This is a genomic window from uncultured Draconibacterium sp. (assembly GCF_913060805.1).
GTDB lineage: Bacteria > Bacteroidota > Bacteroidia > Bacteroidales > Prolixibacteraceae > Draconibacterium.
In genome coordinates, this window is the sequence record NZ_CAJXTC010000005.1 from 89,124 (window position 1) to 112,459 (window position 23,336).

Here is a 23,336-nt window from a genome sequence, read left to right on the forward strand (position 1 = left end):
TTTTTATTACAATAAGTTATTCCGTTTGGTTGATCTAATTTTTATCTTTGGGCTTAATTTAATCAAAACGCTTGTTTTGGTGAGTTGAAAGGAATCAAAAACATAAACGTATAAATCAAACCAAATGAAGAAGTTAATACTGCTTTTTTCGCTATGTATTTTTGTTTTGGGCGTAACCAATGCTCAGACCAGTTCAATCAAAAAATCGCATAAGTTAGAGGAGATGGCACCCGCAAGTGCCGGCATTTCTTCTGAACGATTGGCACGCATCGATAAAATGTGCGAAGAAGAAGTTGCCAAAGGAAATCTTCCGGGAATTGTGTCGCTGGTCGCAAGAAACGGAAAAATCGTGCATTGGAAAGCCTACGGAGTAGCCAACGAAGCCGGCGACAAAATGGAGCGAGATGCTATTTTTAGAATTGCATCACAATCAAAAGCGATTACTTCAACAGCGGTAATGATGCTGTGGGAAGAAGGTAAGTTTCAGTTGGATGATCCCATTTCAAAATATATTCCTGAGTTTAAAGGTCAGCAGGTTCTTACAAATTTCAGATACAGCGATACTACCTGGACAGGAGTGCCTGTAAAAAATGAAATTACTATTCGTAACCTGTTGTCGCATACTTCAGGCATTGGTTATGGTGCAATTGATGGAGACGAGCGTTTTCAGCTATTGTACAAAAAAGCCGGAGTTACCGACCTGTTCACAACCAAAAATATTACCATTGAAGAGAGTGTGAAAAGGCTGGCTAAAATGCCGCTGCATCATGAACCTGGAACACAGTTTACCTACAGCGAAGGATTGGATGTGTTGGGTTATTTCATCGAGATCGTTTCGGGAATGCCGTTTGATCAATACCTGAAAACACATATTTTCGATCCGCTGGGAATGGAGGATACCTGGTTTTACCAACCTGCAAAAAATATCGATCGTGTGGTTGAGGTTCAACATCCTGTAAATGGCGGCTGGGAAAAATACCCTGTAACTTTTTACGATACCGACTACCCGATAAAAGGAGCCAAAACATTTTTCTCGGGAGGCGCCGGTTTGTCGAGCACAGCAAAAGACTATGCCATTTTTCTGCAAATGTACCTGAACGGCGGAGAATACAACGGAGTTCGCCTGTTGAGCCGCAAAACGGTTGATGTAATTTTATCGAATCAGATTGGAGAAATTCACGGAGATTCGGATACCAAATTTGGTTTGGCCTTTGAGCTGGTAACAGAAAAAGGTCAGATTAAAGGTGGTTTAGGAAGTGAGGGAACTTTCAATTGGGGTGGTTATTTTAATACCCAGTATTTTGCCGATCCTGAGGAAAACGTGATCGGTATAATCATGAAACAAACACAAGGTCCGGTTAACGATGTTACCGGTTGGAAATTCCGCCAGATGGTGTTTCAAACCATCGATGACTAGAGCTTAAAACAAGGCTGAAAATATTAATTGAAGAAGCAGTAAGTTGATCTTGATTGAGGTCTTTTTACTGCTTTTTTTATTATTCGAAGGAATGTGCAAAGAAGATTCAAATTTGTTACCTGTTAAATGGGTGTTAATACTTCTTAAGTTGTATTTATTGTTCAATTAAAATAGTACTTTTAAAAACAAAACAACCGAAATTAACTGTAATTCAGTTCCTTATGAAACAAATGTTCAAAATTTTAAGGAGTATGTCTCCTTTATTTGTATTACTATTTATCCTGTCGGCCTGTTCTACCAATGAGTGGCCACAATTATTTGGTCCTAACTCAAATATGGTCATCCAGGCAAAGGATTTACCAAGCGAGTGGAATGATAGTTTAAACATCAGGTGGACAGCCAATTTGGAAGGTGAGGGATGGTCGTCGCCAATTGTACTGGGCGATAAAATTTTTATCACATCATCGGTATTGGTGAAGGAAGCTGAAAAGCCGGAGCCAAAAGAAGAAACCGAGCAACAGGGAGATCAACTGGCGGAGGAAGACAAAAGTTTTGAAACCGCTGTTTATCGCTGGCAACTCTCGTGCCTTGATGCGAAAACCGGGAAAGAACTATGGAAACAGGTTTCTTTTGAAGGCAATCCTCGAATTAACAAACATGTTGGAAGTACCTATGCCTGTGAAACACCTGTAACCGATGGAAAATATGTTTACGCCTATTATGGTATGGTTGGTGTATATTGTTACGATCTGGCCGGAAACCTGATTTGGGAAAAAGACCTTGGCGCATACCCAATGCTTAACGGCTGGGGAACCGGATCATCGCCGCTGGTTTACAATGGAAATTTATACGTTCAGGTGGATAATGAAGAGAATTCATTTTTGTTTGCACTGGATGCTGCGACGGGTGATGAAAAATGGAAGGTTAACCGCGATGAAAAAACGAACTACTCTACTCCTGTTATCTGGAAAAATGTAAATGGTGACGAGTTGATCGTGATGGGATTAACAATTCGTTCCTATAATCCGGAAACAGGAGATTTGATCTGGCAGTTAAAAGCCGGAGGAAATTATGGAGTTCCTTCTCCTGTATTTGATGCTGAATACATTTATTTGGGAACTGCAGCAGGTCCTGGCGAATCAACATCGTTATTTGCAGTTAAAGCCGGTGCCAACGGTGACATTTCTTTAGCCGAGGGCGAGACATCGAACGAGTGGGTAGTTTGGAGTAATCCGAACACCGGTCTAACAAATTCGTCACCGGTATTATACAACGGCCTGATTTACGTTGTTGCCAGCCGAGGAGGTTTGGTAAGCTGTGTTGATGCTGCAACCGGCGAGCTGTATTACCAGGAAAAGATGAGCAAAGTTGGCGCGTGCTGGGCATCGCCGTGGATTTACAACGATCAGTTGTATTTTTACGATGAGCGCGGCGTAACGCGTATCCTAAAAACAGGAAAAGAGTTTGAACTGTTAAGCGAAAATTCGCTGGATGATAAATTCTGGGCATCAGTTGCGCCAACTTCGGATGCTTATATCTTTAAAGGAGTGAAGAAAATATATTGTGTAGGTAAATAGTCTGCACACAAAAACGAAAAAAGCCTCGCAATTTTGCGAGGCTTTTTTGTTAATTCATTTTTGATTTTTATGCCAGGAATGATTCCAGCATCCAAATTTCTTTTTCAGTATGTCCGATCCAGTCGCTCATCATTGCGGCTGTGCCTTCATCGTTGTTTTCTCCTGCAACTTCAAGAATTTCGTTAAAGCTTTTCAGGAAATAACGCTGGCTTTCCAATACACTTTCAACAGCCGGTTTAGCCTCCGAAACATTGGCTACTACACCCAGTTGTGCAGTTTTTGTGTAGTCTTCGAAAGTATGTAACGGCTGACCACCCAACATTAAAATACGCTCTGCAATTTCGTCTACAACTTCGGCTGCCTGGTTGTAATACTCTTCGAAACGGGCGTGTAATGCAAAGAATAACTGGCCTTTAATGTTCCAGTGCAAACCGCGCAGGTTTTGATAATGAATTTGGTAATCTGCTAATAACTGATTCAATTTCTCTACTGTAATTTGATTTTTTGCTTTCATAATATCTAATTTTTAAAGTTTTAATTATTTCTCTTTTGTTTCAACACTTCAAAGATACTATTAGTGGTATTTATTATATTTATAGCATTATTAGTAATACTTATGCTATGAATATTGCACAACTGGAGTATCTGAAAGAAATTTATGTATGTGGTTCGTTTTCTCTGGCTGCCGACAGGCTGGGAGTTACGCAGCCCGCATTAAGTCTGCAAATACAGAAACTGGAGGAAGAGCTGGAGTTTAAATTAATCGACCGTACCAAACGACCCTTTCAATTCACGGATGAAGGAAAGGTGTTTTACGAAAAATCGCTGGAAATTTTAAAGCAGATCGAAGCGTTGAAACAGATTTCGGTCAACATTAGCGAAGAAGTGAGTGGTAATCTGAAAGTAGGGATAATACCAACCCTCGCACCTTATCTCGTTCCGCTTTTTATTCATCAGTTGGGTAAGGATTATCCGGCTTTGCAGCTGGAAATATACGAGCTAAAAACCGAGGAGATCATTGATGAAATAAAAATGGGTGATATTGATTGCGGCATTATTTCCACTCCGGTTTCCGCTACAAATATTACTATAACGCCACTTTTCTACGAACGTTTTTATGCCTATCTCTCCGAAGATCACCGTTTGTTCGAACAGGATTCCATCGATATCAAATCAATTGAAGAGGGTGAAATCTGGTATCTTGAAGAGGGGAATTGTTTTCAGAACCAGGTGAATTCCATCTGTCAGCTAAATCCGCAAAAGAAGAACAAACAACGGCTGGTGTATCACAGTAATTCTATTGAATCATTAAGGCGTATTGTGGAGTACAAAAGTGGCCTGACTTTTATTCCCGAGTTGGCTACCATTAATATTCCGGCCGAGCAGGAAGAGCTGATAAAAGAAATTGTGCCGAATGAACCGGTTCGCGAGATTAGCCTGATAACTGCCAAACGATTTGCCAAAGAGCGTCAGGTTGATGCTTTGCAGAAGGTCATAAAAAGCAGTATTCCGGCCCGCATGCTTAAACAACCCGAAAAGGGAATTGTGGATACGCTCTTATAAATTGTAGTGATACTCTCACTCAAAGTGAGGGTATCACTACTTTTAAATCACCACTTATTGGGATTGATTTGTATTTCGCAACGGGCTTACTTTGTGTTGTATCAAAAAAAGCTCAGAAAATGGAAATACTTATAGAAACCCAAAATGGAAAGATTTTTAAATGCGCAAAATGCGATGCCGTGCATGTTGAGTACAAGAATCTGAACTTCAATTTTAAATAACAAGACTTCCGGAAATTTGCCGATTATATTCAAAATCTGGATGGCGAAGAGTGGACATTGCGAAACAAAACATCAAATTTTAAGCGAAAAATTATTATTCCGGTTGGCAGCCAGATCTTAAATGCTTTGTTGGATGCAAAGGAATTGAACGAACTGAGAAGCCTTCTAAATTTTAAGAAAGACAACGCTTATTTTCAGCAAACGATAAAAGCGGGAGGTCTGGAATTTACCTCGCATTTAAACTAGTTTGAATACGGACCTAGCGAGAAGCTTTGATGTTACTATTTCTCTTTTGCATAGGCATACCAGTATAAGGTGCCAACAAAAAAGCCACCTCCAACAATATTTCCAAGTGTTGCCGGAATCAGGTTTTTAACCACAAAGGTTGCCCAGCTAATATCAGCTCCTTCGAAAATGGCCAGCGGAATAAAGAACATGTTGGCAATACTGTGCTCAAAACCCATGGTAACAAATGCCATAACCGGCCACCAGATACCTAAAATCTTTCCGCTGGTGTGTTGTGCCGACATGCCCATCCAAAGCGCTAAACAAACCAGCCAGTTGGCACCAATACCTTTTAAAAATGTGGTGAAAAAAGGATTGGAAGTTTTCCCCACCGCAATCTTTTCAACTGTATTTATCCAAGGCTCAGCGTTTACCAAATGCGTGAGGTGAACTAAAAAATAGGCAACAAACACAGCACCAACAAAGTTGCCCACATAAACCAACGACCAGTTACGAAGCGGAGCAGTCCAGCGTTGTTTGCCTCCCAGTACATTGGGCATAAAATAGGCACTGTTACCGGTAAAAAGTTCTGCTCCGGCCATAACTACAATCATCAGTCCAACGGGGAACATGGCACCCATAAGAAACTTCGGGATGCCGGGATTTTCAGCGCCAATTCCCGGAACACCTCCGCCAACCAAAATGGCCAGCAAACCACCAAAAGCAATGTAGGCGCCGGCCAAAAATGCCAGTGTCAATATCTTTTTTGCGGAGTAACTGTCTTTTGCAATGGCCAGCTTCCCGGCTTCGTTAATTATTTCTTTTGGTGAATATAAACTCATTGTTATTCTTTTTGTGATACTAGATACTTGATGTTTGATACTAGATACTTGCAACTCGAAGCTATTTACTTCACAATTATGTCTTTAAAATGCGGTTTCAGCATTTCAAAAGCACGGTCGATCTGTTCGGGAGTGTTTTCCTTTACGTCCTTAAACTGGTAGTCCATTCCCAATGATTCCCATTTGTAAGTTCCCAGTTTGTGGTAGGGGAGTATTTCAAACTTTTCGAGGTAGCTATTTTCTGAGAAAGTTTCGATCAACCACGTTAACGATTCATCGCTATCTGTGTAACCCGGTACCAGCACATAACGCAGCCAATACGGTTTTTGATTTTGCTCGCGAAGTTGAATATTCTCCAACAAACGATCAAGTCCTTTTGCTCCTGTAATCGACTTGAAACCCTCTTCTGTGGTTGCCTTTACGTCGAACATCACCAGGTCGGATAATGCCGAAATTAAATGTTGTGCTTCTGGTGTTCGAATCAACCCGTTAGTATCAATATTTGTATGAATACCTTCTTCTTTCAAAGCTTCAAAAAAGGGAATCAGTGCTTTACTTTGCAACATCGGTTCTCCACCTGAAACTGTAACTCCGCCATCATCACCAAAATATGTTTTCATATTTCCGGCGCGTTTTACCAGGCTCTCAATGTCGGTTGGTGTTCCGCCTTTTAAAGCAATGGTATCTGCATTCTGACAGTATTTACACTGCAGGTTGCAGCCCTGTAAAAACACGACCAAACGAATTCCGGGACCATCGTGTGTGCCAAATGATTCGATGGAATGGACGATTAATTTATTTTCAGTTGGAGACATATTGTTTAACAAAAAAGCATGCCAGCCAGTTTAGACCGACCGGCATGCAAAAGTAGTATAATGTATGATTACATTGTTTCGTGGAAGGATCGCGTAAGCACTTCCTGCTGCTGTTCGCGTGTTAAACGAACAAAATTTACGGCGTATCCCGATACCCGAATTGTTAACTGCGGGTGATCTTCAGGATGCTCCATAGCATGAAGAAGCGTGTCGCGGTCGAGCACATTTACATTTAAGTGCTGTGCGTTGCAACCGAAATATCCGTCGAGTGTGCGAACCAAGTTTTCAATTCGCATTTCAGGTGTTGCACCCAACGATTTTGGAACTACCGAAAGTGTATTTGAAATACCGTCTTTCGAGTCTTTATAATCGATTTTAGCCACCGAATTCAACGACGCAATTACACCGTGTGTATCACGTCCGTGCATCGGGTTGGCGCCCGGTGCGAAAGCAACTCCTTTGGCTCGCCCGTCGGGAGTAGCTCCAGTTTTCTTTCCGTAAACCACATTCGAAGTAATGGTTAACACCGACATAGTTGGCATGGCATTTTTGTACACCGGAAGTTTTTCCAGCTCCATATTAAAATGCTCCACCACATCGCGCGCAATGTGGTCAACACGGTCGTCGTCGTTTCCATATTTTGGAAAATCGCCTTCGATCTGGAAATCAACGGTCAGGCCATTTTCATCACGAATTGGTTTTACTTTGGCGTGTTTAATGGCCGAAAGCGAGTCGGCAACAATCGATAATCCTGCAATACCGTATGCGATATTAATTTTTGGATTGGTATCGATAAGCGCCATTTGAGCTTTTTCGTAGTAATATTTGTCGTGCATAAAGTGGATGATGTTCATCGCTTCGTTGTATACACGCGCCACTTCTTTCATGGCTATTTTAAAGTTGTCAATTACTTTGTCGTAATCCAGGTATTCCTCTTCAATGAAGGGAATTCCATCCACCATTTGTGTTCCTGTATTTTCGCATCGACCGCTGTTAATAGCCAAAAGCAGTGTTTTTGCCAGGTTGGTACGTGCACCAAAAAACTGGATGTGTTTACCCAACTCCTGCATCGATACACAACATGCAATTCCATAGTCGTCGCAATTTGAGCTGGTACGCATCAAATCATCATTTTCGTACTGAATTGATGAGGTTTCGATAGATACTTTCGCGCAATAATCTTTAAAACCTTTTGGCAGGTTTTTCGACCAAAGAATGGTAATATTTGGCTCTGGCGAAGGCCCTAAATTGTATAGTGTATTCAGGAAACGGAACGAAGTTTTGGTTACTTTGCTGCGTCCGTCGATCAAAAGACCACCAATACTTTCGGTTACCCATGTTGGATCGCCGGCGAAGATCTGGTCGTAAGCCTCCATACGCAGGTGGCGAACCATTCGTAGTTTCATAACAAACTGGTCGATGTATTCCTGAGCGTCGGTTTCAGTAATTTTTCCATCCTGAATATCTTTTTCAATAAAAATATCGAGGAACGAAGAAACACTTCCCAACGACATGGCAGCACCATCTTGTTCTTTAACCGCTGCAAGGTAGGCCATGTAAGTCCATTGAACCGCTTCGCGGGCATTTTGTGCCGGGCGCGAAAGGTCAAGACCGTAAATGGTTCCCATTTCAATCATGTCGCTCAAAGCACGGATCTGCTCCGAAACTTCTTCGCGCAAACGAATGGTAGCATCACTCATCGGACCGGTGATTTTTTGCAGGTCTTCTTTTTTACCTTCAATCAGACGGTTGATACCATACAAAGCTACACGGCGGTAGTCGCCAATAATTCGTCCACGGGCATAATTATCGGGTAATCCGGTAAGAAATCCCAGCGAGCGGAATTTCCGGATCTCATCGGTGTAAGCATCAAAAACACCATCGTTGTGGGTTTTGGTGTACTTACTAAAACTCTCGTGAACAACCGGATTGGGTTTTAAACCGTGTTCCGATAAAGCTTTTTTTACCACATTGTAACCTCCGTAAGGTTTCATGGCACGTTTTAGTAACTTGTCGGTTTGTAAGCCAACAATCACTTCGTTTTCCTTGTCGATGAACCCGGCCTCGAAAGCCGTCATTCCCGAAACGATATTTACATCAACATCGCGTAAACCGTTGTTCTGGCGCTCTTCTTTCAGGGCCTCTTTACAAAGGTCCCATAATTTGCTGGTGCGCGCTGTCGGGCCTTCCAGAAATTTGTGATCGCCGGTGTACGGGGTGATATTTAAAGTCACAAAATCTTTCACTTCAATGGCTTTGCACCATCGTCCTGTTTTGAAAGTGTTTTCTAAATCCATAAACTTTTACCTTTTTCTAAATAAACTCTTACTAAACCAATTTGTTTGCAAAAGTAGTTCTAAATAACAATTCTTTAAATCCCTATTTATGGGGATTTTTATTAAACTATAAATGCAGATATTTGTATTAATTGAAAACTGAAGAATAATGGCAGATCATCATCACGATCATGGGCATCATCACGATCATGGGCATCATCACCATCATCATCACGAAATACGAGGGAAGAAATTACTGTGGGTAACGGTTCTGAATCTTTCCATTACCATTGTGCAGATTATCGGTGGAATTATTTCGAATAGTTTGTCGTTACTGTCTGATGCACTGCATAACCTCGGCGATTCGTCGGCAATTTTTATCGCATTTTTGGCGGGTAAACGAAGCCGCAAACCTTCGGATGAACAAAAGACCTTTGGCTATAAACGTGTTGAAATTCTGGCTGCCCTTTTTAACGGAGTGGTGCTGATCGGGATTTGTTTGTACCTGTTTTTTGAGGCCTACGAACGTTTTGTAAATCCTGAGCCCATTAAAGGAAAGATCATGTTTATTGTGGCAACATTTGGTTTGCTGGCCAATCTGATTTCGGTTTTTGTGCTGAATAAAGATAAAAACCACAACCTGAATGTGCGTGCTGCTTACCTGCATTTACTGGGTGATACATTTTCGTCGGTAGCCGTGATTATTGGTGGTATTGCCATTTGGAAATTCGAGGTTTTCTGGATCGATCCGCTGATTACTGTTTTGGTAGGTATGTACATTATTTACCATACCTGGGGAGTTGTAAAAGAAACTGTTGATATTTTAATGCAATCGACACCAGATGATATCGACCTTAACGCAATAAAAGAAGAAGTGGAGAAGATTCCGGAGATCGATAATATTCATCACATTCATGTTTGGAAACTGGATGATACACAAATTCATTTGGAGGCGCATATAAACATGGAAGCCAATATTAGCATGTTGGAATTGATGGGAGTTCGTGCGAAAGCCGAAAAACTGCTTCACGATAAATTTGGCATCGAGCACATAACGTTGCAGGCCGGTTACGATTGTTGCGACAACAATTCCGAACTGCTTGCGCATTAAGAGACCGAATTGTCTGAATTCCCCTTTTCATGGGAGTACCCTGAAATAAAATCATCATTTTACGCGATTGTCAGCCCGGTAAAAAACACGGAATTTTACACTGGTAATTTTAAATGACAAGCGTATGATTTTTTCATTTATTTCATCACTCACCGTTAGCTCATCGCAAAATGAACTGGTGTCGTCGGTTTTTATCGACTTTTCATTTTATCTCATCATCGCCGGATTGATCGGCTGGGTTTTATTCCGAAAAGAAAAAGGAAAATACATTAGCAAGGCCTTAATGACCTTAATGATCGTGGCGCCTTTACTGTTTCTTATTTTAAAACTTGGAAAATAATGTGGCTGCTATTCGGTAAAGCTATCAACATCGATTAAACCGTTGGCCACGGCATAAATAACAAGCGCGGCTGTCGATTTCACACCAATTTTGTTACTGATGTTTTTGCGGTGCGAAATAACCGTGTGGATACTGATAAAAAGTTCTTCAGCAATTTCCTTATTCGATTTTCCGGAGGCCAGCAGTTTCAATACATCAATTTCTCGTTCGCTCAAAGTATTATCGATGTCGTTGGTTGCGGCAGGCGTGGTATTAAAGTGTTTCGAGATGATCTGTGTAATGGTTTCGTGCCTGTCGGTAACAAAAATATTATCGGCAAAATTATCTGAAAGATTTCGATCATAATGATTCGAAATTAGCCCAACAACATTGGTTTTATTATAAAGTGTGAGCAGGTTGTTCAGGTTCTTTTTCGAGTTGTTTAGCGTAACCGGGTTAATGATTACAATCTTGAAAAGCTCGGATTGCCCAAACTTCAAGGCCTCTTCAAGCGTGTCGGCAAACGACAGTTCAACGCCGTCTTTCATTTGTTGCAAAATGGCAGCAATTCCTTCGCGAATAATTACCGAAGGTTCGATGATCAGTATTTTACAGCGCGTTCCCAATTATACGAGGCCTTGTTTTTCAAATTGTTCCACCTGCGGAATTAAAATCTCATTCTCGATTTTCGAATGCGTTTGCAGATCCGCATCCAAATCGAACAGCGCAAATAATATCTTACGCCTCAGGTTATTGTCTGCTTTTTGCGGAAGATGCTCGATGAGCAGTTTTTTTACATCGTCGAGTTTTTCCTGAATATCGTCGTGATGCTCGCGGTAATCGATCACCGAATAATTTTCGGCAGCGTTGGCATCAATCAGGTTTAAAATGTACGGGAAAACGGTGTGGTTCTCGTAATCAAAATGCTGGTCTACTTCGTGTTTGTAACCATTGAAAAAACGCTCAACCAACTGCATTTCGGGCTTTTGGCTGAATTCGCTCATCAGGTGAATGTTCTGGATGATTTCCGGAAAAACCTCTGCCGAATAATAAGCGTGCGATTTCATCAGGTAATTTACGATCTGTTTTATTTCCTGAGCACTAAAATCCAAATCCTGGTGATACGAACTGTCGATGTTAAGATTGGCGACCATTAAAAATACCTTGGGGCTGATATTATTTTCAAGGCAAATCTCCTCAATTGTTTTTTCGCGAACGCCCAACTTTATTCCAAACCGCTCCAGCACAAGAATTAACTGCGGGTGGCTGAAAAGCAGTTTCGACATTTTTATGGTTTTCTGAACTTGTTCCTGCTTTGATCCCATGGATAATAATTTGAGGGCAAAATTATAAATTTTATTTAGAAGGAATCAAAATAAGACGCTTTTCGATCATAAAGCGTTTATAATCTTTACATACAAAAGATTGTAATCGGGGTACGAAGCAGGTATTTATTCCGCCGGTGGCGTTTTTTACAGGCTGAATTTGTACGAAAGGCCAACAATATTCCGGTTGCTTTTGTCGCTGTTCAGGTAGTGGTTTACGCGGAAGTAGGCCCCAATTTTATGGTGTTTGTTCACTTTATACTCAAGGCCTCCCTCGTAGCGCGACTTGCTAAAATCTTTGGCATCCAGATCGTGATACAATTCGGTTAAGACGTACGGTTCCAGGTCGAGCTTTTTAATTTTATACTCCAGCTCGAAACGGTAACGGAGGTAATTGGTGATTTCGTTGTCTTCCGAAAAATCGTCGGAATTGGTAAAACGTAACCTGAATTTTGGCGTGAAATTGTTCCATTTTATGCCGGTTTTTGCATCCACATGAAAACGCCCGAACGATTCGTGCTCATCGTCGCCATTAATGTTGTAGCCAAAACGATAACCCGCACCCAACGAAAAATATTTGCAGAATTTGTATTCCAGCCCCGATTGCAGAAAGTACTCTTTCATCTCAAAATTTTCTTTAAAACGAACGTTTGGCGATACGGAAAATTCCAGGTCTTTTACAATTTCGCCGGTAAGTTCGGCATCAAACCACGTGCGTTGCGAGTAAGCTTGTTGACATGCAAATACGATTGCAATTAGTAGAAGTAATTTTCTCATTTTAAAAAGTGTTATTCTCGCCGTTATTATCGTTTATATCGTGGTAAACCTTAATTCGTGCCACATCGCGCAAATAGTTAATCTCTTCAATTTCAATGCGTTTTACTTTTATCCCGGTGCGCTCCTGAATATCGGCATACAATTCCTCTTTCCGTTTAATGTTAATGTTCTCGATGTTTTCGTAATTGATAACCAGACAGATTTCCTGTTTTAACAGCAGAATTTTCTCCAAAACCCACATGGTAAGAATTATTGCCGCGTTGGTAAAAAGTAGCTCAAAATGACTTACTTTTTGATTGGATAGCGCGTTGATTACCGAAATTCCGATGATAACGAAAAGGTAGGTCATTTCTTTAATGGGGATGGGGTCGGTGCGGTAACGTATAATACCAAAAATGGCAAACAAACCAAAGGCAAAACCTAATTCCAGTTTTACGCTTTCGAGCAGCGAGCAAAGTACAAAAATGGTAATGCTTATCGAGAAGTAGCTGAAGTAGAAGTCTTTACGGTTGCTGTTTTTCGAGTAGATATAATTTACTACAATAAAAATAACCAGCAGGTTAAGTAAAAAAGTGGCAATTAAGCGGGTAAAGTCATCCGGATTAATGACGTTAATACCCAGCCATTTTAGCGGTTCGTTTATGATTGTATCTTGAATCTGATCCATGTTTTTTGTCTTGGTTAAATGTTGATGTTGAGTTGTTTACAGGTGAAATTGCAATTTGGCCGTTAAACTGTTTTTTTAGCCAGATCAATTTTTCCTTAAAAAGGTTTTGTTTTAACCGGGGCTCCAGAAATGCGCGTCCAATGCAATATTTACTAAATCCGGTTTGTTTTATTTCACATTTTTCGAGCTGTTGCGCCAGTACCGTTTTTTCGTTTAAACTGCTTTGTTTTAGTTCAATAACGGCCATGTTTCTCATTGCCACTTTTTTGTTGCTGGAATAAGAAACCAGCTTGCGGTCGATGGTGCATCGCTCCGAAAGGTCTTTGTTCACCAATGTGATACGCTCGAACGAATTGGTATTTTTTACGGGCAACGTTTGTTTCGAGAGGCGGAACCCAAAATCGGTATTCTCCGATAAAAACTCCAATTCTTTTCCCGTAAAACCAGCGCCGTTATTTTCTGCGATCATCCGAAGTTTCCTGGTCTTGCTTTTGTTGTTTTTGTGCTTTATTTCCAGAAATGCAAGATCCTGGTCGGCATAAATACGCTTCCTTATTTTTATGCGGTTTAGTTTGCCGTTATGATGTTTTTTGTACAATTCATCTTCGCGCGTATCGTAATAAATGGTGTTGTAATTATGTGTTCTGGATTGTTTTATTTCTAAAATATAATAGTCGTTTTTAATGGCATTTAACACCTGAATAAGGTTGTCTTCGTCGAGTTGATATTTTAAATCAAAGCGGTTGAGAAGCGCCACTTCATCCATCTGACTTAGTGAAATCGAATCAAATTGTTCTAATACAGATGAAATTTGTGACATAAATAAAGGCAGTGTTTATATTCGTAATAAGAGTGGCAAAATAGAAATCAAGTAGACTTTGTTCTATAACTATTGTTTGCATTCTTATAAAACATGTGTATGATTATTACGAAATGTTGATTATGTGTAGCAATTCTACCGCACAACCAAAATTGTGATTACAAAAGGTGCGAATGCGCCTATTTACAATAAAGAAAGAGGTGTTTCAATGATTTAGTAGAAACCTGCTAAAGGAAATTGTTCTTTACAAAATTGTTGAAAACTTCTTTGTACTGCTCGCTAACCGGAATGTAAACTTTGCCAAAAACAATTCGGCTGCGTTCGATGGTATCGATTTTTTCGAGGTTTACGATAAACGAACGGTGAACGCGCATAAATTTCTCTTCAGGAAGTTTGGCTTCAAGCGCTTTTAACGAACTTAACGACATAATCGGTTTTGGCTCGTCTTTCAGAAAAACCTTTACGTAGTCTTTTAATCCTTCAATGTAAATAATATCATTAAAATTGATGCGGCGGATTTTGTATTCTGATTTCAGGAACAGAAATTCGTGGTTCGAATCCACTTCGTCGCCTTTTTTCTCGGCACGTTCGTAACCGATCTGTTTTTTTGCTTTTTCGGTGGCTTTGTAAAACTCTTCGTAGCTGAATGGTTTTAACAGGTAATCGATGGCATCGAGTTTAAAACCCTGCAGTGCATATTTCTCGTAGGCTGTTGTAAAAATTATTTTGGGTTTGTTGGTCAGAATTCGCGTGAATTCAAGCCCGTTTAAATCGGGCATTTCAATATCCAGAAAAATTAGATCTACCTCATTCTGGTCCAGAAATTCCATGGCATCGATCGGGTTATCAAAAGCACCTGCTAACTCTAAAATTGGAGTTTTATTCACATATGAAGTTACCAACTGAAGTGCAAGAGGTTCGTCGTCGATGGCAATGGTTCGTATCATTTGGCAGTATCAATTTCAAGTTTTACGCTAAATATTTCCGGTGTCGATTCGATGTTCAGATCATATTTTCCGGCAAACAACAAGTTGAGTCTCTTTTTTACATTTTCAAGTCCGATGCCCGAATGGTTCTCATCGCGTTTTTCTACTTTTTCTTTGGCCACGCTGTTCTCGCACATGAAAAATACCTTTTCAGCCTCAGTTTTCATTTCCACCTTAATAAACGATTTGTCGCGGTAGCTGATGCCGTGTTTAAAAGCATTTTCAATAAACGGGATAAACAGTAAAGGTGGTATTTTAAGGTCGTTCTGGTTGTCAGGTAAATCAATCTGAATATCTACTTTTTGAGAAACACGAAGTTGCATTAAATCAATGTAATTCCGCATAAATTCAACTTCGGCCGAAAGTATTGTTTCGCCGTGCTCCGATTCGTATAAAAGGTAACGCATCAATTTCGATAGTTTCAGAATAGAGGCCTGTGCATCGTCGGTATTAATGGCCACCATTGAATAAATATTATTCAGCGTATTAAAAAAGAAATGCGGACTCACCTGGTTTTTCAAAAATGCGAGTTCCGAATTTAGTTTCTCTTTTTCCAGCTCCTTTTGACGTTTCTCGCTGGCCGTGTATTGTTCAATGGCCCGCAATCCAATTGAAAAACCAACAATAACGACAGAGAGAAGTGTGTAGCCATATATTTGCATCAGCTTAAAAGGTGGGCGTCGAAACCGTGGCTCGCGCGCTTCTCGTTCGATTTCTTCTGCAACTCTTCTTCCGCGATCCGGACTATGAAAAATCTCGTTGGAGTAATCAAGTACAAAATAGAAGCAGATAACCACAACCACGGCAAGAAGAAAGAACAATGCCTTTTTGTTGTTCATGTAAAACTTTGGTACCAGCCAGAAATAATTGATGTAAAAAATTACGCCGATTATAAAAGCATTCACATAAAATCCCCAGGCAATAAAATTGTTATTTCCTGAATAACGGCTGATTATAATTTGTGGTAAAATAATTAAGACCAGCCATACCAAGAGGTGCATTATAATTGGAAGTCTGTGTCGTTTTGCCCGAAGTTTGTTCATTCTTAGTGGTTTTTAACAAAGTTAAATCATTTGTTATATAAAATGCCGCAAAAGCAAATTTTATATTTACAATGATTAATGCCGATGTTACAACAAAGGAGTAAAGGAACGGAGTGAAATTTGCGACATTTTGTTGTTTAATCGGTATTAAAATTAAAAACCAAAACTCACTAATAGTTTGTGAATTTTGGTTATCTGTTTATTCATGTCGTACTGCATCAATTGGATCGAGGTTTGCTGCTTTTCGTGCCGGATACCAGCCGAAAAATATACCGATTACACTACAAACCAGGAAGGATAATCCAACAGCCTGAGTATCGACAACAAATGGCATATCTAATGCGAACGATGCCAGATACGAGAGTGCTGTTCCGAAAATTATTCCGATAATACCTCCCAAAATACTTAGCATTACTGCTTCAATCAGGAATTGCATCATAATGTCAAATCCACGTCCGCCAACTGACATGCGCAGCCCTATTTCTTTGGTTCGTTCGGTTACCGACACAAACATGATATTCATAATTCCGATACCACCAACAAGCAATGAAATTCCTGCAACTGCTCCTAAAAGTAAGGTTAGCATATCAGTTACCGATGAAACCATTTCCACCATTTCGGCTTGCGACCGTACCTGGAAATCATCGTCGTCGCCTTCTTTTAATTTGTGCTGCCGGCGTAAAATCGTTTCAATTTCTTCGATGGCTGCATCCGACTGTTCTTCGCTTACTGCCGAAGCATAAATCGATTGAATATGAGTAATTGCCAACATGCGTCGCTGAACAGATGTGTACGGTGCAAGTATCATATCATCCTGGTCCATTCCCATGCCGTTTTCGCCTTTTTCTTTCAGCACGCCAATTACTTTTAGCGGAATGCCTCCAAAACGGATGGTTTGTCCGATCGGATCAACATTGTCGTTGAAAACATTCTCAACAACTGTTTGTCCGACTATGCAGACTTTTGCCAGCGACTTTATTTCCTTGTCGGTAAAAATCCGGCCATCTTCCAGTTCATATTTTCGGATATCAAGATACGGGGCATCAACACCATAAATTGTTGTTGGCCAGTTGTTGTTGCCGTTAACCGCCTGTCCGCTGGTGCTCACTTGTGGTGATACTTCGGTAATATTTTTTGCTTCTTTTCTTAGTGCTTCAATGTCTTTTAATGTCAGTGTTTTTGTATTGGAATTACCCATCATAACGCCGCCACGACGTTGCTGCCCGGGCATTACAAAGATCATATTGGTTCCCATATCCGACATTTCTTCACGGATACTTTGTTTTGATGATTCGCCGATGGAAAGCATCGCGATTACCGAACCAACACCGATAATAATACCAAGCATGGTAAGTATCGCTCTGAACTTGTTACGTTTCAGGGCAGTGGTTGCTATTTTTGTGAGATTTGCGTAGTTCATTTTTCGCTGCTTTTAAGATTCATAATCTTCATCTACCGGAAGTGCTTCGATCAATTGTGTTGCATTAAATCGATCGCTTACTGCCGATTCTTTTTGTATTCTGCCGTCGCGGAAAACGATATTGCGTTTCATAAAACGGGCAATGTCCGATTCGTGTGTTACAAATACAATGGTTTTGCCGTTGTCGTTTAACCGCTGGAAGAGTTCCATAATTTCGTAAGAAGTCCGGGTGTCGAGGTTTCCGGTTGCTTCGTCGGCAAGAATAACCACCGGATCGTTCACCAGCGAGCGGGCGATGGCCACACGTTGTTGTTGTCCACCCGATAACTGGTTCGGCATGTGGTCCATGCGGTCGGCTAATCCAACCTGCTCCAAGGCGTGCATGGCACGTTCTTTTCTTTCTTTGGTCTTTACTTTCGAATTGTAGAAAAGCGGCAGTTCCACATTTTCCAGGGCGGTTGTGCGAGGCAGCAGGTTATACGACTGAAATATAAATCCCAGTTTGTTATTTCGCAGTCCTGCCAGTTGGTTCTTGTTCATTGTTCCCATGTTCACACCATCCAACTGGTATTCGCCGTAAGTCGGTTTATCGAGGCAGCCAAGGATATTTAGCATGGTGGATTTCCCCGATCCGCTGGTTCCCATAATTGCTGCAAAGTCTCCTTCGTATATTTCCATATCAACTCCGCGAAGCGCATGCACGGTCATTTCCCCCACATGGTAGTCTTTTCGCAGTTCTGATACTTTTATAATTGCTTTACTCATTTTTTTCTTTTTTAGATACTGGATTCTGGATACTTGTTTCTGGTTGCTTGATACTGGATGCTCGATCCTTGTTCCTCGTCGAGATGACAGTAACTTTTACCTTTAAACTTTTGCCTTTTTCCCTGGAATACTATCTTCTTCCCGGAGGGCCTGGCATAAATGGATTGCTGCCTGCTCTGGCTGCAGTTTCATTTGCTCCTTTTTGTTCCATGCTGAGTACAACTTCCTGTCCGCTTTTAACTCCCGAAAGGATTTCAGCGTTAATGTCGTCGTTCATTCCTATTTTAACCGGAACAGGATGAATGTTGGTGCCTTCTTTGACCCAAACCATTGTTGCATCGCTTGAAGCTTGCTGTGGCATACTTCCCATTTCAGGAGGAGTTTGTCCTGCCGGCATTTCAGGTTTAGCCTGTTGGCTCATGTAGCTCATCAGTAATTTTTGGTCGGGAGTAAAACGTAGTGCTTTACTTGGAACTACCAGGATATCGTTTTTCTCCAACACGTAAACCTGAATCGTGGCTGTCATTCCCGGCATCAGTTTGTAATCCGGGTTTGGCGCGTCAATAATAATGGTATAGGTTACCACATTGTTGGTAACAGTTGGCTCCCAACGCAATTGTGTAACTTTTCCTTCAAAAGTTGTTTCAGGATAAGCGTCAACTGTAAATTCAACACGTTGTCCTTCTTTAATATGGCCTATGTCGGCTTCGTCAATGTCGGCCTCAACCTGCATTTGCGTAAGGTCGTTGGCAATGGTGAAAAGGGTTGGCGTGTTAAAACTTGCTGCAACAGTTTGTCCTTCTTCCACTTCTTTGTTCAATACAACTCCATCGATAGGCGAGTAGATCAACGCATAATCAAGGTTGATCTTGTTGCGTTTGTGTTGCGCCATAGCATTGTTGTAACTGGCTTTTGCTTTGTTTAAATTGTAAACCAACTGGTCGAAATCAGTTTGCGAGATCAATTGTTTGTCGTTCAACGGTGCCATGCGGTTGTAGGTAGCCTGCTGATAATCGAGTTCTGCTTTTGCATTGTCTAACGTTGCCTGGCTTTGCTCCAGTTGTGCCGCCAGGTTGGTAGTGTCGATTTTTGCCAGCAACTGGCCTTTTTTTACATACGAGTTGTAATCAACAAATAGCTCATCTACAATTCCCGAAACCTGTGTTCCCACTTCAACTGTTGTAATGGCTTCCAACGTTCCGGTTGATTCCACAATAGTACTGATATTTCCTTGTCCGGCTTTTGCGGTTTGAATATCGATCTGACTTACATCAACCTTATTAGGTTTAAGAACCAGTGCTGCTGATACCAGAACGATAAGCAGTAATGCGATAATGATGATTGTTTTTTTCTTCATGATATTTCGTTTTAATTTTTTCGGTTTATAAAGTGATTGGATTGCCCTGATAGAAATCGAGGATTTTATAGCTGAATATCAGGTTGAATTTTGATTGTAACAGCTGACTTTCTGCAGTGATCAGGTTGTTGCGCTCGAAAAGGAAATCAACAGAGTTGATCAGTCCGTTATTGAACTTTTCCTGTGCCAGTTGATATGATTCCTCGTAAGAAGAGTAGCTTTCCTGGTTGGCTTCAAATTCAATCTGTGCCGAAAGCACATCAACACAAGCTTGTTCAATCTCTTTGCGCAATTGGTTTTTGGTATCAATTTCCTGTAATTCGGCATTGCTGTAACCAATTTTTGCCTGTGCTACACTTGTTTTAATTTGCTTCTTCTGGAAAATTGGAATCGATACTGAAACTCCAACTGATGGTGTGAACTGATCGCCCAATTGTCCGAAGTAATTGGATGTATTGTAGCTCGAGTATCCGGTTGATAAACCTGCATCGGCACTGATGGTTGGATAAAAACCGGCCGCTGCAATTTTTTCATTCAGCGCAGCACTTTCTTTTTGGTACTCGGCACTTTTAATTTGCGGTTTAATGGCCAGTGCAGTGGCATATACATCTGATGCAACCGGAGTAAGATTTTCATTAGCTAATTCCTCCAGGTTCGGACGAAGCACTTCAAAGTTTTCATCAACAGGTAGCTCCATTAACTGCATCAAACTTACTTTTGAAATGGCAAAGTTGCTCTGCGCGTTGGCTAAACTCAGTTTCTCGTTGGCCAGTTGCGATTTTACCTGCAGGTAATCGGAGCGTGAAATAATGCCGGACTGTAACCTAGCTTCCGATAAGTTGAGTTGCTCGGTGGTAGCGTCCAACTGGTTTTGTGCATTTTTTACATTCTCCTCTAAAAATACAACCTGCAAAAAGGCATTTAAAATGCTCAGCGAAATTGACTCTTTTATGGTTTCCGAGTCGTAAATTCCGCTTTGCATATCCAGCTCGGCCTGTTTAATCAGGTTATTTAAACGTTTTGCATTGTAAACGGTAATGCTCGAATTCAAGCCGTAACTGGTGTTGTTGTTTCCTGAAAAATCAGAATCGCCGGTAAGCAGATCTTCCGATTTCGACCAGCTAAAATTCTGGCGTGCAGAAGCACTTAACGAGGGAAGTTTGTTGGCTTCCGCCTGATTTTTGTTGAGTTCGTTCGACGCATTAGCCAAAATGCTCTGGCGCACCGAAACGTTTTGCGTTAATGCGTAATCGATACAATCGTTAAGGCTCCAGGTCTTATTTGTTGTATCGTTTTGTGCAAACAATAAAGTCGGAAGACTTACTGCGATTACGACGAAAATTGTTTTTATTCGATTCATAGCTTTTCATTATTATTTCCGGGAATAAAGCTACTGGAGATGAATCGCTTAAAAGAATAAAATAGAAGAACCGGGCGATTTTACCGACGGATTGGGAAAGTTTACGTAAGGCGGTTTTTGCTTTTGAGGTTCGGAGCTGGTTTTTATGAAATCAAAGGTGTACTACATTTAAGCAAAAATCCTTGATTTTGCCTCAAATCCTAAACGAAGCTCAAGGATTTTCTTCCTTTCCTCTTTCAGGATTGAGGTAAAAAAGGGAGAAAATCATGACTTCACAAAAATATATTCATGCCTTGATTCGCATTATTTCCGTGTTTTTAACAGGTAAAAAATGCCCTGAGTTGAATTTGTGATCTTTTTTGCTGAAAAACTAACATCGCCAGCTATCGAATATTTGTAATTTCGTTGCGACCTTAAAATTTCTACGGTTTATCGTAGTCCATTTACAGCCTTTTTGCGTCATTATATTAGAAGAAATACTAAAACCAAAAATAGATGAAGTTTAGAGCGATTATTTTTCTGTTGGCCATTTGGAGCCAGAGTTTATTTGCCCAAAAGAATTTTGAAGTTGATGTGACCAAACCCGGAGCAACCGTTCAGCCCGATATGTACGGTGTGTTTTTCGAGGACATAAATTTTGGTGCCGATGGCGGTCTCTATGCCGAATTAATAAAAAACCGTTCGTTCGAGTTCGATCAGCCTTTTGTGGGGTGGTTGCCTTTCGGAAATGTGGAGGTGAAAAACGAAGCTCCTTGTTTCGATCGAAATCCAAATTACGTTCGTTTAAACGAAACCGGTTTACGTCGTGGCACAGGATTAGAAAATAATGGGTTCAGAGGAATTGGATATAAAAAGAACGATTCGTATCGTTTTTCGTTTTATGCCCGCTCGTTGGATGGTGGCGAAAAGAAGTTCGGAATTGAGCTGGTAAGTTCCGGTGAAGAAGTTATCGGAAGGGGAGAGATACTTGTTTCGGGTAATAGCTGGGAAAAATACCAGTGTATTATAAAATCGAATGCCACCGATGCAAAAGGTAAAGTTCGTGTGGTTTTGAGAACAGCGGGAGAAGTTGATCTGGATCACATTTCGATGTTCCCAACCGAAACCTGGCAGAACCGTGAGAACGGTTTGCGCAAAGATTTGGCAGAAGCGCTTTATGAATTAAATCCCGGAGTATTTCGTTTCCCCGGTGGATGTATCATCGAAGGAAATACGCTGGAAACCCGCTACCAATGGAAAAACAGTGTTGGCCCGGTTGAAAATCGCCCGTTGAATGAAAACCGCTGGAACTATACGTTTAAACACCGCTTTTTCCCCGATTATTACCAAACTTACGGAATGGGTTTTTATGAATACTTTTTGTTGAGTGAAGACCTGGGAGCCGAGCCGCTTCCTGTTATTAGTTGTGGTTTGGCGTGTCAGTACGAAAGCGAAGAATGTGTGGCGGTACATGATTTGGAACCTTACATTGAAGATGCAGTTGACCTGATAGAGTTTGCCAACGGACCGGTTGACTCAGAGTGGGGAAAAGTACGTGCTGAAATGGGGCATCCTGAGCCTTTTAACCTGAAATACCTTGCCATCGGAAACGAACAGTGGGGTGAAGGTTATGTGGAGCGATTGATTCCGTTTATGGAAGTATTGCGTGAAAAACATCCGGAGATAAAAATCATTGGTACTTCAGGACCGACTCCTGACGGAGAGAATTTCGATTACCTGTGGCCAAAAATGACAGAACTGAAAGTTGATTTGGTGGACGAACATTATTACCGCAGTCCGGAGTGGTTTTTTGCAAACGCCGAACGTTACGACAGTTACGACCGCAACGGGCCAAAAGTATTTGCCGGCGAATTTGCATCGCACCACGAAACCCGCGATAACAACCTGCGCGCTGCCATCTCTGAAGCTGCTTTTATGACCGGTTTGGAGCGCAATGCGGATATCGTACAGCTGGCAACTTACGCACCTCTTTTTGCGCATTACGATGCGTGGCAGTGGAAACCCGATATGATTTGGTTTGATAACCTACAGGTGGTGCGCACACCGAATTACTATGTGCAGCAAATGTATGCGCACAACACCGGAACGAACGTATTAAATATTACTGCTGACGGTGCAAATATCACTGGACAGGATAGTCTTTACGCCAGTGCCGTAATCGATAAAAACACTTCTGAAGTGATTGTGAAAGTGGTAAATGCGTCGGATGAAGTTCAGGATATTGATATCGATTTGAAAGGACTGAAACGCTCGATTGAAAAAGCTGAAGTGAAAATTACCTGTTTGCACAGCAATCAACCCGGCGCAATTAATACACGCGAAGCGCCGAATACTTTGGTGCCTGCACATTCAGCGGTTTGGGCTGACGAAAGTGGCTTTAAACTGAAAGTTCAGGGAAATGCATTTTATGTGTGCCGCGTAAAAATTGGGAAATAAAACGACTTAAATAC

Annotated in this window: 21 protein-coding genes and 1 pseudogene; 7 read left to right on the forward strand and 15 right to left on the reverse strand. The window is 41.1% G+C overall.

Annotated features, from left to right (window positions below):
- Window positions 1-124 precede the first annotated feature (124 nt).
- Both QZ576_RS04560 and QZ576_RS04565 read left to right on the forward strand, forming a co-directional pair.
- Window positions 125-1,417, forward strand: coding sequence for a serine hydrolase (locus tag QZ576_RS04560; protein ID WP_297094531.1), 1,293 nt, complete (start codon window positions 125-127; stop codon window positions 1,415-1,417).
- 251 nt (window positions 1,418-1,668) lie between these two features.
- A complete protein-coding gene (locus tag QZ576_RS04565) occupies window positions 1,669-2,994 on the forward strand; it encodes a PQQ-binding-like beta-propeller repeat protein (RefSeq protein WP_297094533.1) in 1,326 nt (441 codons plus the stop codon).
- A 67-nt stretch (window positions 2,995-3,061) separates the two neighbouring features.
- Here QZ576_RS04565 and QZ576_RS04570 read toward each other — a convergent pair whose 3' ends face one another.
- Complete coding sequence (locus QZ576_RS04570) at window positions 3,062-3,508, reverse strand: Dps family protein (protein ID WP_297094535.1); 447 nt, start codon at window positions 3,506-3,508, stop codon at window positions 3,062-3,064.
- Window positions 3,509-3,615: 107 nt separating this feature from the next.
- Here QZ576_RS04570 and QZ576_RS04575 point away from each other — a divergent pair, with 107 nt between their 5' ends.
- Entirely contained in the window at window positions 3,616-4,557 is a 942-nt protein-coding gene (locus QZ576_RS04575) for a hydrogen peroxide-inducible genes activator (RefSeq protein WP_297094537.1), read from the forward strand.
- A gap of 119 nt (window positions 4,558-4,676) precedes the next feature.
- Window positions 4,677-5,024, forward strand: a pseudogene (locus QZ576_RS22535) (DUF6686 family protein).
- A gap of 35 nt (window positions 5,025-5,059) precedes the next feature.
- Here the strand turns inward: QZ576_RS22535 and QZ576_RS04580 are convergent.
- From QZ576_RS04580 to pflB, 3 genes are all read right to left on the reverse strand, one after another.
- Window positions 5,060-5,845, reverse strand: a complete 786-nt coding sequence (locus QZ576_RS04580) for a formate/nitrite transporter family protein (RefSeq protein ID WP_297094540.1) — start codon at window positions 5,843-5,845, stop codon at window positions 5,060-5,062.
- 65 nt (window positions 5,846-5,910) lie between these two features.
- Window positions 5,911-6,660, reverse strand: coding sequence for a pyruvate formate-lyase-activating protein (pflA, locus tag QZ576_RS04585; RefSeq protein WP_297094542.1), 750 nt, complete (start codon window positions 6,658-6,660; stop codon window positions 5,911-5,913).
- Window positions 6,661-6,728: 68 nt separating this feature from the next.
- Entirely contained in the window at window positions 6,729-8,957 is a 2,229-nt protein-coding gene (gene pflB, locus QZ576_RS04590; RefSeq protein WP_297094544.1) for a formate C-acetyltransferase, read from the reverse strand.
- 148 nt (window positions 8,958-9,105) lie between these two features.
- On the opposite strand from pflB, the gene QZ576_RS04595 reads away from it, so the two are divergent.
- Window positions 9,106-10,047 (forward strand): cation diffusion facilitator family transporter, encoded by a 942-nt coding sequence (locus tag QZ576_RS04595; protein WP_297094546.1) that lies wholly within the window; start codon window positions 9,106-9,108, stop codon window positions 10,045-10,047.
- A 124-nt stretch (window positions 10,048-10,171) separates the two neighbouring features.
- Entirely contained in the window at window positions 10,172-10,387 is a 216-nt protein-coding gene (locus tag QZ576_RS04600; protein ID WP_297094548.1) for a hypothetical protein, read from the forward strand.
- Window positions 10,388-10,395: 8 nt separating this feature from the next.
- Here QZ576_RS04600 and QZ576_RS04605 read toward each other — a convergent pair whose 3' ends face one another.
- The 11 genes from QZ576_RS04605 to QZ576_RS04655 all read right to left on the reverse strand — a co-directional run bounded on the left by QZ576_RS04605 (window position 10,396) and on the right by QZ576_RS04655 (window position 20,886).
- Window positions 10,396-10,992, reverse strand: a complete 597-nt coding sequence (locus QZ576_RS04605; RefSeq protein WP_297094550.1) for a response regulator transcription factor — start codon at window positions 10,990-10,992, stop codon at window positions 10,396-10,398.
- Window positions 10,993-11,691: a hemerythrin domain-containing protein gene (locus tag QZ576_RS04610; RefSeq protein ID WP_297094552.1), complete on the reverse strand. Its 699-nt coding sequence runs from the start codon at window positions 11,689-11,691 to the stop codon at window positions 10,993-10,995.
- A 147-nt stretch (window positions 11,692-11,838) separates the two neighbouring features.
- Window positions 11,839-12,468: a DUF2490 domain-containing protein gene (locus tag QZ576_RS04615; protein ID WP_297094554.1), complete on the reverse strand. Its 630-nt coding sequence runs from the start codon at window positions 12,466-12,468 to the stop codon at window positions 11,839-11,841.
- Between the two features lies 1 nt (window position 12,469).
- Window positions 12,470-13,135, reverse strand: a complete 666-nt coding sequence (locus QZ576_RS04620; RefSeq protein ID WP_297094556.1) for a DUF4956 domain-containing protein — start codon at window positions 13,133-13,135, stop codon at window positions 12,470-12,472.
- Window positions 13,080-13,955, reverse strand: coding sequence for a polyphosphate polymerase domain-containing protein (locus QZ576_RS04625; protein ID WP_297094558.1), 876 nt, complete (start codon window positions 13,953-13,955; stop codon window positions 13,080-13,082). Before QZ576_RS04625 ends, QZ576_RS04620 begins: the two co-directional genes overlap by 56 nt.
- 227 nt (window positions 13,956-14,182) lie before the next feature.
- Window positions 14,183-14,902, reverse strand: a complete 720-nt coding sequence (locus tag QZ576_RS04630) for a LytTR family DNA-binding domain-containing protein (RefSeq protein WP_297094560.1) — start codon at window positions 14,900-14,902, stop codon at window positions 14,183-14,185.
- Window positions 14,899-15,984 carry a sensor histidine kinase gene (locus QZ576_RS04635; RefSeq protein ID WP_297094562.1) on the reverse strand — a complete coding sequence of 362 codons (1,086 nt, stop codon included), beginning with the start codon at window positions 15,982-15,984 and terminating at the stop codon, window positions 14,899-14,901. The genes QZ576_RS04630 and QZ576_RS04635 overlap by 4 nt, the downstream gene beginning before the upstream one ends.
- A 199-nt stretch (window positions 15,985-16,183) precedes the next feature.
- The gene (locus QZ576_RS04640) at window positions 16,184-17,404 is read right to left on the reverse strand and encodes an ABC transporter permease (RefSeq protein WP_297094564.1); all 1,221 of its coding nucleotides are present in this window, start codon (window positions 17,402-17,404) and stop codon (window positions 16,184-16,186) included.
- 12 nt (window positions 17,405-17,416) lie between these two features.
- The gene (locus QZ576_RS04645) at window positions 17,417-18,169 is read right to left on the reverse strand and encodes an ABC transporter ATP-binding protein (protein ID WP_297094566.1); all 753 of its coding nucleotides are present in this window, start codon (window positions 18,167-18,169) and stop codon (window positions 17,417-17,419) included.
- Window positions 18,170-18,299: 130 nt separating this feature from the next.
- Window positions 18,300-19,526, reverse strand: a complete 1,227-nt coding sequence (locus QZ576_RS04650; protein WP_297094568.1) for an efflux RND transporter periplasmic adaptor subunit — start codon at window positions 19,524-19,526, stop codon at window positions 18,300-18,302.
- A gap of 25 nt (window positions 19,527-19,551) precedes the next feature.
- Window positions 19,552-20,886 (reverse strand): TolC family protein, encoded by a 1,335-nt coding sequence (locus QZ576_RS04655; protein ID WP_297094570.1) that lies wholly within the window; start codon window positions 20,884-20,886, stop codon window positions 19,552-19,554.
- Between the two features lie 495 nt (window positions 20,887-21,381).
- Between QZ576_RS04655 and QZ576_RS04660 the strand changes: the two genes are divergently transcribed.
- Window positions 21,382-23,322, forward strand: a complete 1,941-nt coding sequence (locus QZ576_RS04660; RefSeq protein ID WP_297094572.1) for an alpha-L-arabinofuranosidase C-terminal domain-containing protein — start codon at window positions 21,382-21,384, stop codon at window positions 23,320-23,322.
- Window positions 23,323-23,336: the final 14 nt, after the last annotated feature.

Bases quoted from the DNA above. Each gene is read 5' to 3' on its own strand.
- QZ576_RS04560 (WP_297094531.1), top strand. From the start codon at position 125: ATGAAGAAGTTAATACTGCTTTTTTCGCTATGTATTTTTGTTTTGGGC.
- QZ576_RS04565 (WP_297094533.1), top strand. From the start codon at position 1,669: ATGTCTCCTTTATTTGTATTACTATTTATCCTGTCGGCCTGTTCTACC.
- QZ576_RS04570 (WP_297094535.1), bottom strand. From the start codon at position 3,508: ATGAAAGCAAAAAATCAAATTACAGTAGAGAAATTGAATCAGTTATTA.
- QZ576_RS04575 (WP_297094537.1), top strand. From the start codon at position 3,616: ATGAATATTGCACAACTGGAGTATCTGAAAGAAATTTATGTATGTGGT.
- QZ576_RS04580 (WP_297094540.1), bottom strand. From the start codon at position 5,845: ATGAGTTTATATTCACCAAAAGAAATAATTAACGAAGCCGGGAAGCTG.
- pflA (WP_297094542.1), bottom strand. From the start codon at position 6,660: ATGTCTCCAACTGAAAATAAATTAATCGTCCATTCCATCGAATCATTT.
- pflB (WP_297094544.1), bottom strand. From the start codon at position 8,957: ATGGATTTAGAAAACACTTTCAAAACAGGACGATGGTGCAAAGCCATT.
- QZ576_RS04595 (WP_297094546.1), top strand. From the start codon at position 9,106: ATGGCAGATCATCATCACGATCATGGGCATCATCACGATCATGGGCAT.
- QZ576_RS04600 (WP_297094548.1), top strand. From the start codon at position 10,172: ATGATTTTTTCATTTATTTCATCACTCACCGTTAGCTCATCGCAAAAT.
- QZ576_RS04610 (WP_297094552.1), bottom strand. From the start codon at position 11,691: ATGGGATCAAAGCAGGAACAAGTTCAGAAAACCATAAAAATGTCGAAA.
- QZ576_RS04615 (WP_297094554.1), bottom strand. From the start codon at position 12,468: ATGAGAAAATTACTTCTACTAATTGCAATCGTATTTGCATGTCAACAA.
- QZ576_RS04620 (WP_297094556.1), bottom strand. From the start codon at position 13,135: ATGGATCAGATTCAAGATACAATCATAAACGAACCGCTAAAATGGCTG.
- QZ576_RS04625 (WP_297094558.1), bottom strand. From the start codon at position 13,955: ATGTCACAAATTTCATCTGTATTAGAACAATTTGATTCGATTTCACTA.
- QZ576_RS04630 (WP_297094560.1), bottom strand. From the start codon at position 14,902: ATGATACGAACCATTGCCATCGACGACGAACCTCTTGCACTTCAGTTG.
- QZ576_RS04635 (WP_297094562.1), bottom strand. From the start codon at position 15,984: ATGAACAAACTTCGGGCAAAACGACACAGACTTCCAATTATAATGCAC.
- QZ576_RS04640 (WP_297094564.1), bottom strand. From the start codon at position 17,404: ATGAACTACGCAAATCTCACAAAAATAGCAACCACTGCCCTGAAACGT.
- QZ576_RS04645 (WP_297094566.1), bottom strand. From the start codon at position 18,169: ATGAGTAAAGCAATTATAAAAGTATCAGAACTGCGAAAAGACTACCAT.
- QZ576_RS04650 (WP_297094568.1), bottom strand. From the start codon at position 19,526: ATGAAGAAAAAAACAATCATCATTATCGCATTACTGCTTATCGTTCTG.
- QZ576_RS04655 (WP_297094570.1), bottom strand. From the start codon at position 20,886: ATGAATCGAATAAAAACAATTTTCGTCGTAATCGCAGTAAGTCTTCCG.
- QZ576_RS04660 (WP_297094572.1), top strand. From the start codon at position 21,382: ATGAAGTTTAGAGCGATTATTTTTCTGTTGGCCATTTGGAGCCAGAGT.